Raw genomic sequence first — 13,482 nt, forward strand, 5'->3', positions numbered from 1 at the left:
TTTAACGCCGTCCTTTCTTCCAACCCTCAAAACCACCGAAACCGTTAAAATCACCTGGTTGCATTCTACCAAAGTGATTGTGGCGCAACATTTGTTCTCGAGCTCTTTCAAAATGGGGACTCATCTTGCCAAATTGTGCCCAGCGTTGATCATTATCAAATACTTCATTAAGCTTTTCACTAAATTCATCACTACCGATGTTATCAACCATTCGTTTTAGATATTGGTCTAAATATTCTAGTTCGCTATCAGAGAAATCTTTGAATAAAACGTCTTTTAAAGTATTCCCAATTGAACCATGTGTTTTCAAGCTTTCTCGACCTTTATCGGTAATTCTCACAACTGTCACCCGTGAATCTTTAGGCGATTTTTCTCGTAGAACTGTCCCTGCTTTTTCAAGTTTTTTAATAATTTGAGTAACACTAGAAGGTTTGATATCTAAATATTCAGAAATGCGTCCAGGAGTTACATTTGTTTCTTTAGCCAAAAGTTTTAAGGTTTCCAAAGCATTATCCGTTTTTTCTTCTACGCGGTTAGTGAAAACTAAAAAAGGTTCGTGGCTAACTTTCATTAAGTTATCTAAAATTTCATCTTTGTTCATAATAATGGTTCCTCCATTTTATTGATTGATTGATTGATTTATTTAGTTTCAGTTAAATTTAACAAACTAAATACTAGTATCATTTAGTTTGTTTGTCAACAATAAAACTAAATATTTTTAATGCACAAAAAACTCTCAATTCTACTCGGTTACACCCCGTAAAATTGAGAGCTTTAATTTTAAAACTATTTCATCCGAAAAAGGCCTAGTTCCGGATTCATTTCCAGTCACTTAACTTTTAAATCTTTTAATTGCGCTTCGACATCTTCAATTTTAGTCTCAACTTGTAACAATGCCGCTGCCGTATAGGCACTTTCAACCAGGGCGGTGTCATACAACTTAACTTCTTTATCCGTCATTTCTATCGCCATTTCTAAATTCATTTTGGCGCTTCCTAAGTCATAAAAGGCTAATAGCTTAGTCGCAGAATTATCTTCAAATGCTTGTATAATCCGTTGCATATCGGTTCCCACATCACCATTTTCTAACCCACCAGCAATCGTAACTGGAACATCTTTAGCGACTTGTTCGATTAAACGTTTAACGCCTTGAGCAATTTCACTAACATGCGAAACAATTACCACACCGTATTCCATAACTATTCCTCCACTTCTAGTAAGGCCTTCAAGAGGTAACCTGAAGACATGGCACCTGGATCAATATGCCCTACTGAACGTTCCCCTACATAAGAAGCGCGCCCTTTGGTAGCAATCATATCTTTAGTAGCTTCGACGGCCTTATCGACATCATCAGCAGTAAAATCAGTTTTTTCAGCAATAGGAGCCCATACATCCACCATTGTTTTTTCTCCGGTTTCTGCTTTCCCCCGTTTCTTAATTCCAGCTAATGCTGCTGGTAATAACGCACTAACTTCACCGTCTCCAACTTTGGCCATTTCCATAAAAGCAGTCCCATACAAAGGACCAGAAGCTCCACCAACTTTACTAATTAAACTCATTGCGATTGTTTTAAAAATAGCTGGAACGTCCGTAAAATCCTTATCGGCGATAGCTTCCATGACTGCATTCATCCCACGCGCCATATTGTTTCCATGATCTCCGTCCCCAATGGGTGTATCCAATTCACTTAGATAATCGTGGTGAGCTTGAATTTGTTCGTTAAATTTGGTCATCCAGCTTTTTACATTTTCAACATCTAACATACTATTTCTCTCCATCCTAATTAAAATTACCAAGCAATGGTATCTGTGGCGTAATTTAGGTTTTCAACAATTTCGTCGGATACCTTAAACAAGGTTAGTGAAATTCCGGCCATTTCAAGCGAAGTCATTAAACTACCTACCTTGGTGAATTTAACTTCCAAACCTAAATCAGCTAATTTATTTAAAACATCGTTCATGAAGATATACTGCTCCATGAGTGGGGTAGCTCCCATTCCATTAACTAAAACGGCTACTTGATCGCCCTTTTCGAATTTGAACTCTTGATTCAATTTTCCAACCAATTCTTCTACTAAGGCCTTGGAAGGTTGTAACTTTTCCCGCCGATAGCCTGGCTCACCATGAATACCTACACCGTATTCAATTTCATCTTCACCCAGTGTAAATCCAGGTTTACCTACTTCTGGAACAGTTGCACCACTTAAAGCGACTGCAATCGTCTTGATATTAGGCAAAACTTTTTGGGCTAATTGTTCTAGTTCGTCTAGATTGGCTCCTTTAGCTGCGGCCGCACCTAAAACTTTGTGCATGAAGATGGTCCCTGCGACGCCACGGCGTCCTTGGGTATAAGTACTGTTTTCTACCGCAATATCATCATCAACAACTATCGATTTAACTTTAATATCTTCCATTTCAGCCATGTCTTGAGCCATTTCAAAATTCATGACATCTCCAGAATAATTTTTAATTACTAAGAATACACCGGCTCCCGAATCAACTTTCTTGATTGCTTCAAAGATTTGATCTGGAGTTGGTGACGTAAACACTTCCCCACAAACCGCCGCACTCAACATTCCATCGCCTACAAACCCAGCATGAGTGGGTTCGTGACCACTTCCACCGCCACTCACAATTCCAACTTGACCTTGGATATTTTTTAAGTCATGACGATAAACTACACCTGTTTCTGGAATTCTTTCTAAATATTCGGGGTAACTTCTTACCAATCCTTGAACCATTTCATCGACAACATTCTTTGGATCATTAATGATTTTTTTCATGAAAACATTTCCCCCTCGGTAACTTTTTTCGTACAATTAAAGCATAGTAGAAAGCGATTACAATCACAAGAATAAAGCCTAAAAAGTTTAATAAAAATAAAATTCTCGTATAATGAATTATATGTACAAACCAAGGAGAACGATCAAATGATTTTAGAACGCAGCAATATGTTTAATAACGAAGGTATCAATAAAGAACTCACACGTGTAATTGGATCTGAACACGTTCAAGAGTTTAGCAACTTAGTACGTTACTATCGACTTTGCCAGTCCGCCGTAAATGAGATTGGAACCAAGCTTGAAAACTTGGATGGTGAATATCGAGGAGAATATGACCATAATCCCATTCATCATATGGAACAAAGAATGAAAACTATAACCTCTCTTTTTAATAAGGCAGAGAAAAAACATTTAGACCGTGATATCGAGTCTATTAAACAAAACATCTTTGATATTGGCGGGATTCGCGTTGTTACTAACTATATTAGCGATGTTTACACTATCCAAAAAAATCTGCTTTCTCAAAGCGATATTAAACTCATTAAAACTAAAGATTACATCAAAAATCCTAAACCTAGTGGTTATCGCAGTGTTCATCTAGTAGTTAGTGTGCCCGTATTTTTGTCTACTGGTCCGGTAAACACTCCTGTTGAAATACAGATTCGGACCGTTGGTATGGATATGTGGGCCAGTTTAGAGCATAAGCTTCGCTATAAGACCAACGTTGCTGACGAAAAAGTAGAACATTTTGAAAATCAGTTAGTCGAAGATGCTAATGAAATTTTTAAGATTGAATCAAACATGCAAAATATTTATCGTGAATTATCTGACCCACGGGTGTTTAAAGATGAAGGATAAATATCCCGTCACGTGTTTTTATGGAGTCCCAATCAAGCTTGATAATTCCGGTCATTACATATTTAATACTGAAATTAAAATCCATGCCTGGCGGAATGGCAAGCACACTAAAGGAAAGTATCTGAAACTCGGTCAATTATTTTTAACCGAGAATAATTTACTAGTGGCAATCGTAGGCGCAACTAAATTAAGCTTTAAAAATCGCCATAATTTTGTTCCTTTAGAACGCTTTACTAAGGAATTTATTTCAGATGAAATGCTGGAAATAGCTATCAAAAAATTTAAAGAGGAGGCGGTTTAGTGCATGCAAACTTTGATTATCGTCGCACATCCAGAACTTGCAAGGTCTAATACTCAGCCCTTTTTTAAAGCGGCTATCGAGAATTTTTCAAATGTAACTTGGCATCCCTTAGTTGCAGATTTTAACGTCGAACAAGAACAATCTTTATTACTCCAAAATGATCGCATTATTCTAGAATTTCCGTTGTACTGGTATAGTGCCCCTGCATTACTAAAGCAATGGATGGACACCGTTATGACCACTAAATTTGCCACTGGTCATCAATATGCTTTGGAAGGTAAAGAACTAGGAATTGTGGTTTCGACTGGAGACAATGGGAATGCTTTCCAAGCTGGGGCAGCCGAAAAATTCACCATATCAGAATTAATGCGTCCTTTTGAAGCATTTGCCAATAAAACTAAGATGATGTATCTCCCAATATTGGCCGTCCACCAGTTTTTATACCTAGAACCTGATGCCCAACAACGCTTGTTGGTTGCTTACCAGCAATACGCTACGAACGTTGGTGCAGGGCGCTTTAAAGACCAGGCCGCTTGGTATGAGACAGAATTACAAAAACGGATTGAGCAACATCCGCCACATTCTGAGCAGCTTCAACAAATTTTATTCACTATTAAAGAGCGCCAGGATGAACTCGACGATTTACAATGGAATTTGATTGAAATGAAAAAAGAGGAGGATGTGTGATGGATGATCAAAAATGGTTAATTGAACAAATTGAACAGCTCCGTCAATCCGCTTCAGACTATCGAGAACAGTCCTTTTATCTAGGATTAAAAGACTTTGTTCAGGAACAATCGAAAAGAATCGACCAAACTCAAAGAGAATTAGACGGAAGAATGTGGGAATGATTTCACTAAGACAAATATATCCCAGCAATTCTTAATAATTAGGCATCAAAAAAGACCATGACATTGTTAATTGTCATGGTCTTTTAAGGTTTAGTGTTTTTTATCCTCATGTTTCTTGTCGTCCTTTGTGCGATCTGCCCACTCTTCGCGAGTTAACACATCTTTGACGTTGAGTTTAATCTCAGCGACTTCCATGTTGGTCATCTCGTTCACTGCCGCAGTGATTTTTGTTACCATTTTATCAAAAATAGATTGTGCATTCTTACCATATTCTAGTAAAGCATCCATCTTCAATGAAACTTTTTGATTTTCGTCGTCGATATCTACATTAACACCAGTTGTAGGATCGTCGCCTTTAGAAATTCGATCAGTCACTTTTTCAAAAATATTACCTTCTAATGAAAGTACCCCATCAACGTTGCTTGCTGTTTTTCCAGCAATTTTAGCTAATACTTCATCATCAAATGTTAGTTTTGTTTCTGGTTGTGCTACTTTATCCATAGTTATAGATCTCCCTTCAAAATTTTCGAAGCTTATTTAGCTTCTGGCTTAGGTTCTAAATCAGAATTTGGTTTGCGGTTATTTTGTTCTTTCCACTGTTTTTTACTTAAAACATTGTTTACGTGAAAATCGAGCTCCACAACCTTCAAACCAGTTAGACGTTCCACTTCTTCGCTAACTACATCACAAACTTGAGTGAAAATTTCACGAATATCATAGCCATACTCAACAGTTGCATTCATCTCAAGTGCCACCTGCTTTTCCCCAACTTCAGCAGTGATTCCTTGAGTTGGATCTACTTTACTTCTTAACTTATCTGTCAAACTATCAAATAGTCCGCCGTCAAAGGAAAGAATTCCGTCAACTTTTCTCGAAGCTAGACCCGCAATTTTTTCGATAACCCCTTCATCAAAGGTTAAGCTTGCTTGTGCAATTCTAGGATTGTCCATGGTTTAGCACCTCCTGAATCTTACGACGATTTTTCCATGCAAACCATAAACTTGAAACAACCATCATTCCAAGTAATGATTTTAAAGGTTTATTACGATCCACTTTCTTTGCCATTAAACGTCCCCCCTAGTTCTTCTTACGATCAATGTTCAAAGCTGCCATTAGTTCTGAAATTGCCTGTGATAAAACTGACTTACCATATCTGGCACCTAGGTATCCAAGGATTCCAAGCACTCCGACCAGCACTGCGCTGCCAAATCCGATCGAGACCCAGACAATTCCGAGAATCATCGCAACTAAAGCTCCTAACAATTCGCTACTCATCTAAAATCCCGCCTTCCTATATGACTTTCAGTGACTTACTGGACTGCTTACGCGGAATGATTTGAACCTTAACATGGCTCTTCATTCCTAAATGTCTTTGAATACTATCTTGAACAGTTTCTTGAATCTCTTTGGCATTCACATCATAGTTCCCATCCGATATATCTTCCACGCTTACTTGAGCTTGGATCCGATCATTTCCACGGACACGTACTTTGGTTTGAATATTACCCACTTGATGATTCTCAGCAATTGACTTATCAACAATTTGTTCCATCGACTTCTTAGGAATGGTCAATTTGCCTCTTCCGCCTTGCAATTTCAAATCTTTCTCGCTAGTTCGACTAGATAGTGCAATAATTAACATGACTAGTGCAAACAGAGCGACAATAACCCCGAATACAATTGCAACAACTTCTGTAAGGCGGCTATTTGTGGTTCTCATCGATTCAAAAAAGTCGGTAAGATAAGGAATGAACATTTCACTTGAAACGAACCAAACCGTTTGAATCAGGGTAATTACTGCCATCAAACTCAATAAAATCTTACTGGTTCGACTCATGTAATCACCTCTATCCCTTCTTACGCATTCCGAAGATAACAGATACAATTACAACTAAGATAACTGCTCCGATAATTGACGGAACGAGCGCCATACCTGCTAAGGAAGGTCCCCATGTTCCCAATAGGCTTTGTCCTAACCAAGCACCGACAAGTCCAGCAACAATATTGCCAATCCAGCCAGCCGGTAAATCACGACTAGTTAGTGCTCCTGCGATGGCACCGATAATACCACCTATAATTAATGACCATAACCATCCAAACATATAAAACAACTCCTTTCAGTTTATGCTGATAACCAATAAACGCTATTGCTTACTGGTTCACCATTAAGATATCATGTTGTCAGATTGCATATCAAAGAATATGCTTATCATTTTCATAAAATATACGATTTGAGGTAGCGCTTTCTTTTTTCAAAATAGCAAAAAAAGCCCACGCTATGCTGGGCTTTTCGGTTAGAACTCGATTTAATTCACTAAAATAAATTTTTTCTTGAAAAATAAGCTGATTTTATTTACCAAACGATATTTTACTTGGTTTTACTAGCTAATTTAACAATTCCGGCGGCCATAATTAGAGCTCCGCCTGCCAAATTAAGTACGCCACCGACAATTTCTAAAACCCCACTACCTTTTTCGTTCTTACGCATTATCTTTCCTCCAATTATTAAAAAAGTGCTCGAAATATTGTAAGCACTTACTATTTTAACTATTTTGTTTTAAACTTATTATATAACTTTTAGAAATTAGGTGACTATAGTGATAAAAATGATTGCTACGGATATGGATCAAACCTTCCTTGACAACCAAAATCAATACAATAAACAACGTTTTAGTGAAATTTTTCAGGAAATGCAACGCCAAAATATTCACTTCGTCGCCGCTAGTGGTTCTCAACATGAGCGCCTTCAAGCGCTGTTTGAACCTCAAGCTGAGCAGATGGACTTCATCTCCCAAAATGGCTCCATCATCTATTCCGGCAACGAATTAATCGATGTGCAACAAATCTCTCCAAAACTTCTTCAAGACACACTAAATTCGATTAACCAGGCTTTTGGTCCAGATGAGATCTTAATTAATATTTGCGGCTTAAATAGTTCATATGTAGATACAAATACTACTCCAGACGTTATGAATTTCATCAAAAATTTTTACAAAGAAATTCAAACTGTCGATGATATTAATCATTTTACTAAGAGCGGAATTGAAGATCCGATTGTCAAAATTGCTCTTAGCTTTGAAGATAGTCCTAATATCAATCAAAAAATTGAGCGTTTACGAAGTCTTCTAGATCCTACGTTGGGGAGTTTAAGCTCGGGGTTCAATACTGAACTAATCGGTTTCAGTCACGTAGATAAATCAACTGCCCTTCAGCATTTAATGCAAAGATATAACGTAAACGCAGATGAATTGGTGACTTTTGGTGACAACGAAAATGACTTACGAATGTTACAAATGACTCCTAATGGATATGCTATTCAAAATGCCTTTTCTAAGGTCAAAGCAGTAGCTAACCATTTAACTCGATATGATAATGAACATGATGGTGTATTAGACACCCTAGAAAAACTATTATAAAAAATCGGCGGTCAATTAACTTTTGAGCTTAATTTCAAAAGTTTTGACAACGCCGATTTTTTTAGTTAAATTCACTTAAAATTGCTTGGTACGCCACAACCGGGTCCTCAGATTGAGTAATTGGTCTACCTACCACAATAGCTGAGCTTCCTGCTTTGGCAGCTTCCGCAGGAGTCATCGTCCGTTTTTGATCACCCTTTGCTGCTCCGGCAGGTCGAATTCCAGGTGTCACAAACAGAAAATCTTCTGGAAGTTGGGGTTTTAAATAACTAACTTCGTTTGGAGAACAAATTACACCATCTCCGCCAGCCGTACTAGTCAATTTTGCTAGGCTAAGTACTTGATCTGCCATTGGTAAACTAACATTCTGTTCTTCACTTAGTTGCTTTTCTGAAATAGAAGTTAATTCCGTTACTGCTAATAGTTTAGGCGTTGGTAAGTCTACTTCTCTAGCTCCAGCAACCAATCCTCGTTTAGCCGCTCGAATCATATCAGAACCACCCATCGCATGGATTGTTGTGTATTGAACCCCCATTCGACCTAATTGCATCATTGCTTTTTCTACCGTATTAGGAATATCGTTCAATTTTAAATCAAGAAAGATGTCATGCCCTTTTTGACGCATATCTCGAACGATTTCGGGACCCATTCCGTAGAAGAGTTCCATTCCCAATTTAATGGTTAACTTCAAATGTTCCGGAAATTGCTCCAAGAATTGGTTAAGTTCTCCCCGATCCTTAAAATCTAGCGCAATCATAACTGGTTTTTCCATAAAAACTCCATTCTGAACCGCTCTTAACATCAAAAAACACCGCAAGGTCTAGGTATGCTAACCAGCACCTAGTTTGCGGTGTATTCGTTAGCTTATCAATCTCTCTGGATCGATTTAAAGCGACTCGATTTATTTACATTCATGCTACTTGCCTAGCCTTTGAATGTCAAGGTTCTAAAAATGGTAAAATGGTGTTATAAATTAATTAAGGAGCTCAACATGATTAAGAGTGTAATTCATGATCAACAAATTTTATCTCAAACGTCAATTCCCGCTACCAAACAAGATTTATCCGTAGTAATGGATTTGATGGATACTTTAAAAGCCAATAGCGAACGTTGCGTGGGAATGGCCGCTAACATGATTGGCGTTCATAAAAGAATCATCGTTGTCACTATGGGAATGATGAACGTCCCCATGATCAATCCTGTCATTCTCAAAAAGGGTAATCCATATACCACTGAAGAAGGCTGCCTGTCATTAACCGGTGAACGTTCCACCACTCGTTACGACGAAATCGAAGTTCAGTATCTTGATTTAGAATTTAAAAAACATACCCAAGAATTTAAAGAATTCATCGCCCAAATTATTCAACATGAAGTTGATCATTGTGATGGGATTATTATTTAGTTTTGGAGAGCTAGCATTAATTTGCTAGTTTTTTAATTTATCACCAGTTTATTCCAAACAAAAAAGCCCATCCATTTTAGGGGGCTCCTCCATTAAATATCTTTTAGCATAATTAAATCACGTTGCAAATCGTTACCTAATTGAAAAACATGTTCTCCAACTTGGTTAAATCCTTGAGTTTGGTAAAATTTCTTAGCAGCTTCGTTATGCTCCCAAACTCCTAACCAGACTTTACGTTTGTGGTTTTCTTGTGCAACCTCAAGTGCCTGTTGCATTAATCTAGAGCCAACTCCCCGACGTTTAAATTGCTGACGCACGTAAATCCGCTCAACTTCCAAAGTGTCGGACCCCATTTTTTCTGACTGAGCTTCATCTATGTTGACTTTTAAATACCCTAGAAGCTGATCAGCTTGCTTGGCAAAAAAGAAGTAAGATGCACCATTAATAATCTCTGAAGTTAACTGTTTGAAATTGTACGCTTTTTGATAGTATTGGTCTAGATCTTCAGAACTGTTATCTGCGCCAAAAGTATCTCCAAAAGTCTCAATACTTATCTTTTGTAACGCTTCTACTTCTTCAACTCGTACTTTTTGAATATCAATTGTCATTCAATTCACCTCAATATTTTCTATGATGACCACTTTTTACATAGTTCCAGTCGATACTAACATTTCGTTCAACTTTCTCCAGCATTGCTTTCAATGCTGTAGCTTCCGCGTCCGTAAATCCTGCTAGCGCCATTCTACTCGAATAGCTATTTTCGCGTTTAATCGTTGGATATACTGCCTTACCTTGTTCAGTGGGATATAGACGTTTAATCTTATGATTGTCCCGATCAGCTCCACGTGTAATAAATCCATCCTTTTCCAACTTCATTACGGCTCGAGCTGCGGTTGTCCGATCAACTCGAATTTTTTCAGCTAATTCACCCTGGATAATTCCTGGATTTTCACATATTCGAACCAAATATAAATACTTGCCTTTGGTTAAATTTAATTCTTTAAATTCAATATTAGCAATCGAATCCAATTCTCTTGAAATTGATCCAATTGATCGTAAAATATCTTCCATAATTACTTCCCTCTGAGAGTATTTTACTTTAATTTAGTTGCAAATACAACAAAATTATTTTTTGATTGCTCGTATGATTTGTTCCACAATTAAATTTAAATCTCGTGTTTCGTCTGAATTACCGATGAATCGATGCTGAACAAAATAAATAAAAATCTGTCCAATCATGATTCTCATTACGGCTGGAAAATCCAATTCAGGTCGTAATTGTCCTGTTTTATTTAAGTTCTCTCTTACATTTTCAATGACTGATTTTCCAGGTTCATTTATCACTCCAAAAAATAAATCTCGAATATCACGATTAGTTAGCAACTCTGTAATTAAAATTAGAATTGCGTCTTCATTGTCTCGTACAAATTGATAACGGTTATAAACAAAAAAACGTACCATATCTTCCAAGTCAGTGAACTGCCTTAATTCATCAATAAAACTATCCCGAAAAACTGGAAATAAATTTATAAATACCGGTTTAAGAATTCCCATCAGTAAATCTTGCTTAGTCTTAAAGTATTTAAATATAGTTGCCTGACTAATTTCAGCTTTTTCAGCAATTTGGGCTGTCGAAGTTCCATTAAATCCCTGTTTAGCAAATAAATCTAACCCTGCTAAAAGAGCTTTTTTCTGACCTTTAGGAAGCTTTTGCTCATCAAGCCACGTTTTATAATTATCAAATATGATTGCACTACTCATTATTTACACCTTCCGATATCGTTTCAATCCAACGATATTTAAAATAGTTAAGATAACTAGAAAAATTAATAACACTCCAATATCTCCCCCCAAAGCTGAAAGTCGGGCTCCTCGCATAATAATATTACTAACCGCATCGCCGGCATACTTAAGTGGAATAATATAAGATATTTTTTGAACCCAATCAGCCATCGTATCTAACGGAATAATTCCAGCAAAGAAAACTTGAGGTACTATCACAATTGGAATAAATTGCATCATCTGGAATTCAGAATGGGCAAAAGTAGAAAGTAGAATTCCAAATGCTAGAGCTACTAAAGCTAATAGCAAGTTGATAACAATAATGCTCCCAATATTGCCAACCACTTCCACTCCTAATAATCCAATAGTTACCAATACGATCACTATGGTTTGTAATATAGCAATTATCCCATAACTTAGCATATAGCCAAATACAATTTCAGAACGTTTAACTGGAGTCGCTAAAAGTCGATCTAAAGTTCCGCTTGTTCTTTCTTTCAAAAGCGCCATCCCAGAAACTAGGAAGACAAAGAAGAAAACGAAGAAGCCCATTAAAATTGGCAAAATCTTATCAAAGAAGCTGGTGTTAGCATCACCATACACATAATGATTTTTAATTTTCGGACTAGCTTGAGTTGCGGGCATGCTTTTGGTTTTAACTGATTTTTTAGTAACTAAAGCTAACTTCGTTTGAAGTTCATTTAAAGCCCGGTTACTCTGTTCTAAATGTTTTTTAAGCTGTTTAATATTATTCACAGTAACCGCATTTTTGAACGCCATCTTAGTAGTGGCTGTTTTAGTTGCGTCAGTATTAGCATAGGTTATATTAAAATTATTGCCGTCTTTTTCAATAATTGTATCTGTCTTTTCAGCTTTTAATGCTATTTTCGCCGTTTTTTCTGAGTCATATTGATGAATTTTTACATGTTTAATCGTATTTAAATTTTGGTTCAGCTCATGTGAAATACCTACCGTTCCTACTTTCACATTTGTTGTACCGCTATTGTTAAAAATAAAACTCATTAATACTAAAATTAAAATTGGAGCTAAAAACATTAACGCTAAAGTTCGTTTATCCCGCATTAACTCTTTTAAAACACGATTTGTAATTGCAATAATCCTCATTATTCTGCTCCTTCCGCCTTCAAAAAGACATCTTCAATAGACGGTACATCATATTGTCGTTTTAAATTTTTAGGGCTATCTAAAGCAATCACGTTTCCGTCCAGAATCAGCGCTACTTCGTCGACTTGTTCAGCTTCATCCATCACATGCGTAGTAATCAAAATGCTTTGTCCGTTATTTTTTATCCGTTTTAATTCTCGCCATATTTTCCGTCGTAACGCGGGGTCAATTCCTACCGTTGGTTCATCCAAAATCAATAACTTAGGATTACCCAATAAAGCAATTCCTAAAGATAATCTACGCATCATTCCACCAGAATATCCTTCAACCCGTTTATTAAGCGCATCTTTTAAATCAACTACTTCTGCAACATGACCAATTTGCAATTGTAGTTCACTCGATTTGATACCTTTCATTTTGGCATAAAATTTTAAGTTCTCAAAACCGGTTAAGGTCATGTACAATGCGTCCGTTTGGGCCATATAACCAATTTTAGATAATAATTTACGGTTGGGCATTTTAGCCTCAAAAATTTTTGCGATACCTTTATCAGCCACTTCCATGCCCAACGCAATTTTGATAATTGTAGATTTTCCTGAACCAGAGGGCCCAATCAATCCCACAATTTGTCCTTGCTGGACATTAAGGTTGATATTTTTTAAAACATTTTGTTTTCCAAAACTTTTAGCAATATTTTTTAACTCAATTACTGATTTATTCATAAAAATTCTCCTTAACCGAATTTAGTGAGTAATTACTCACTTACTGGTTGGAGTATAAAATATATTTATTTTTTAGTCAATAACTTCTAACTTCATTTGAAGTTCAATTGTGAGAAAATATAATAAATTACAAATTAATGCTTGCTAGTTAGGCTGATCTTTTCATTCTGGGATTACTAGTTAGTGATTCCTTCAATATTTACATATTATGGAAACTTTTTGACAATAAAATTCAACATAACC

Annotated in this window: 22 protein-coding genes; 6 read left to right on the plus strand and 16 right to left on the minus strand. The window is 36.7% G+C overall.

All coding sequences use genetic code 11. The annotated features are described in order from the left end of the window. Position 1 precedes the first annotated feature (1 nt). The 4 genes from HFC68_RS03480 to dhaK all read right to left on the minus strand — a co-directional run bounded on the left by HFC68_RS03480 (position 2) and on the right by dhaK (position 2,782). The gene (locus tag HFC68_RS03480) at positions 2-601 is read right to left on the minus strand and encodes a MarR family winged helix-turn-helix transcriptional regulator (RefSeq protein WP_011673792.1); all 600 of its coding nucleotides are present in this window, start codon (positions 599-601) and stop codon (positions 2-4) included. Positions 602-828: 227 nt separating this feature from the next. Further along, a complete protein-coding gene (dhaM, locus tag HFC68_RS03485; protein WP_002832913.1) occupies positions 829-1,197 on the minus strand; it encodes a dihydroxyacetone kinase phosphoryl donor subunit DhaM in 369 nt (122 codons plus the stop codon). 2 nt (positions 1,198-1,199) lie between these two features. Next, positions 1,200-1,763: a dihydroxyacetone kinase subunit DhaL gene (gene dhaL / locus HFC68_RS03490; RefSeq protein WP_011673793.1), complete on the minus strand. Its 564-nt coding sequence runs from the start codon at positions 1,761-1,763 to the stop codon at positions 1,200-1,202. A gap of 26 nt (positions 1,764-1,789) precedes the next feature. Continuing rightward, positions 1,790-2,782: a dihydroxyacetone kinase subunit DhaK gene (dhaK, locus tag HFC68_RS03495; protein WP_002832911.1), complete on the minus strand. Its 993-nt coding sequence runs from the start codon at positions 2,780-2,782 to the stop codon at positions 1,790-1,792. A gap of 147 nt (positions 2,783-2,929) precedes the next feature. On the opposite strand from dhaK, the gene HFC68_RS03500 reads away from it, so the two are divergent. The 4 genes from HFC68_RS03500 to HFC68_RS03515 are packed head-to-tail and all read left to right on the plus strand — an operon-like array spanning position 2,930 to position 4,792. Beyond that, positions 2,930-3,640 (plus strand): GTP pyrophosphokinase family protein, encoded by a 711-nt coding sequence (locus tag HFC68_RS03500; protein ID WP_011673794.1) that lies wholly within the window; start codon positions 2,930-2,932, stop codon positions 3,638-3,640. Next, the gene (locus HFC68_RS03505) at positions 3,630-3,941 is read left to right on the plus strand and encodes a hypothetical protein (RefSeq protein WP_011673795.1); all 312 of its coding nucleotides are present in this window, start codon (positions 3,630-3,632) and stop codon (positions 3,939-3,941) included. The genes HFC68_RS03500 and HFC68_RS03505 overlap by 11 nt, the downstream gene beginning before the upstream one ends. A gap of 3 nt (positions 3,942-3,944) precedes the next feature. Next, positions 3,945-4,628 carry an NAD(P)H-dependent oxidoreductase gene (locus tag HFC68_RS03510; RefSeq protein ID WP_167399686.1) on the plus strand — a complete coding sequence of 228 codons (684 nt, stop codon included), beginning with the start codon at positions 3,945-3,947 and terminating at the stop codon, positions 4,626-4,628. Next, positions 4,628-4,792, plus strand: a complete 165-nt coding sequence (locus HFC68_RS03515; protein WP_011673797.1) for a hypothetical protein — start codon at positions 4,628-4,630, stop codon at positions 4,790-4,792. The genes HFC68_RS03510 and HFC68_RS03515 overlap by 1 nt, the downstream gene beginning before the upstream one ends. Positions 4,793-4,882: 90 nt before the next feature. On the opposite strand, the gene HFC68_RS03520 is transcribed toward HFC68_RS03515, so the two are convergent. The 6 genes from HFC68_RS03520 to HFC68_RS03540 are packed head-to-tail and all read right to left on the minus strand — an operon-like array spanning position 4,883 to position 6,894. Next, positions 4,883-5,293 carry an Asp23/Gls24 family envelope stress response protein gene (locus HFC68_RS03520; protein ID WP_002832905.1) on the minus strand — a complete coding sequence of 137 codons (411 nt, stop codon included), beginning with the start codon at positions 5,291-5,293 and terminating at the stop codon, positions 4,883-4,885. 32 nt (positions 5,294-5,325) lie between these two features. Continuing rightward, on the minus strand, positions 5,326-5,742 hold the full coding sequence (locus HFC68_RS03525) for an Asp23/Gls24 family envelope stress response protein (protein ID WP_002832904.1): 417 nt from the start codon (positions 5,740-5,742) through the stop codon (positions 5,326-5,328). Beyond that, the gene (locus tag HFC68_RS09335) at positions 5,729-5,857 is read right to left on the minus strand and encodes a hypothetical protein (RefSeq protein WP_011673798.1); all 129 of its coding nucleotides are present in this window, start codon (positions 5,855-5,857) and stop codon (positions 5,729-5,731) included. The genes HFC68_RS03525 and HFC68_RS09335 overlap by 14 nt, the downstream gene beginning before the upstream one ends. A 12-nt stretch (positions 5,858-5,869) precedes the next feature. Then, entirely contained in the window at positions 5,870-6,067 is a 198-nt protein-coding gene (locus HFC68_RS03530) for a hypothetical protein (RefSeq protein WP_002832903.1), read from the minus strand. A gap of 16 nt (positions 6,068-6,083) precedes the next feature. Then, the gene (amaP, locus tag HFC68_RS03535) at positions 6,084-6,629 is read right to left on the minus strand and encodes an alkaline shock response membrane anchor protein AmaP (protein ID WP_023440787.1); all 546 of its coding nucleotides are present in this window, start codon (positions 6,627-6,629) and stop codon (positions 6,084-6,086) included. Between the two features lie 10 nt (positions 6,630-6,639). Continuing rightward, positions 6,640-6,894 (minus strand): GlsB/YeaQ/YmgE family stress response membrane protein, encoded by a 255-nt coding sequence (locus HFC68_RS03540; RefSeq protein WP_002832900.1) that lies wholly within the window; start codon positions 6,892-6,894, stop codon positions 6,640-6,642. 504 nt (positions 6,895-7,398) lie between these two features. On the opposite strand from HFC68_RS03540, the gene HFC68_RS03545 reads away from it, so the two are divergent. Beyond that, the gene (locus HFC68_RS03545; protein ID WP_011673801.1) at positions 7,399-8,208 is read left to right on the plus strand and encodes an HAD-IIB family hydrolase; all 810 of its coding nucleotides are present in this window, start codon (positions 7,399-7,401) and stop codon (positions 8,206-8,208) included. 61 nt (positions 8,209-8,269) lie between these two features. Here the strand turns inward: HFC68_RS03545 and pyrF are convergent, their stop codons facing one another. Beyond that, on the minus strand, positions 8,270-8,980 hold the full coding sequence (pyrF, locus tag HFC68_RS03550) for an orotidine-5'-phosphate decarboxylase (protein ID WP_105765933.1): 711 nt from the start codon (positions 8,978-8,980) through the stop codon (positions 8,270-8,272). Between the two features lie 219 nt (positions 8,981-9,199). Here pyrF and HFC68_RS03555 point away from each other — a divergent pair, with 219 nt between their 5' ends. Further along, positions 9,200-9,610, plus strand: a complete 411-nt coding sequence (locus HFC68_RS03555) for a peptide deformylase (RefSeq protein WP_011673803.1) — start codon at positions 9,200-9,202, stop codon at positions 9,608-9,610. A gap of 92 nt (positions 9,611-9,702) precedes the next feature. Here the strand turns inward: HFC68_RS03555 and HFC68_RS03560 are convergent, their stop codons facing one another. The 5 genes from HFC68_RS03560 to HFC68_RS03580 are packed head-to-tail and all read right to left on the minus strand — an operon-like array spanning position 9,703 to position 13,239. Continuing rightward, the gene (locus HFC68_RS03560) at positions 9,703-10,218 is read right to left on the minus strand and encodes a GNAT family N-acetyltransferase (RefSeq protein WP_011673804.1); all 516 of its coding nucleotides are present in this window, start codon (positions 10,216-10,218) and stop codon (positions 9,703-9,705) included. Between the two features lie 10 nt (positions 10,219-10,228). Continuing rightward, the gene (locus HFC68_RS03565) at positions 10,229-10,681 is read right to left on the minus strand and encodes a MarR family winged helix-turn-helix transcriptional regulator (protein WP_002832894.1); all 453 of its coding nucleotides are present in this window, start codon (positions 10,679-10,681) and stop codon (positions 10,229-10,231) included. A 54-nt stretch (positions 10,682-10,735) separates the two neighbouring features. Further along, a complete protein-coding gene (locus HFC68_RS03570; RefSeq protein WP_011673805.1) occupies positions 10,736-11,371 on the minus strand; it encodes a TetR/AcrR family transcriptional regulator in 636 nt (211 codons plus the stop codon). A gap of 3 nt (positions 11,372-11,374) precedes the next feature. Further along, entirely contained in the window at positions 11,375-12,517 is a 1,143-nt protein-coding gene (locus HFC68_RS03575; RefSeq protein ID WP_011673806.1) for an ABC transporter permease, read from the minus strand. Next, positions 12,517-13,239, minus strand: coding sequence for an ABC transporter ATP-binding protein (locus tag HFC68_RS03580; RefSeq protein WP_167399687.1), 723 nt, complete (start codon positions 13,237-13,239; stop codon positions 12,517-12,519). The genes HFC68_RS03575 and HFC68_RS03580 overlap by 1 nt, the downstream gene beginning before the upstream one ends. Positions 13,240-13,482: the final 243 nt, after the last annotated feature.

Origin of the sequence: Pediococcus sp. EKM201D (genome assembly GCF_011800215.1) — a bacterium.
GTDB classification, from domain to species: Bacteria; Bacillota; Bacilli; order Lactobacillales; family Lactobacillaceae; genus Pediococcus; species Pediococcus pentosaceus.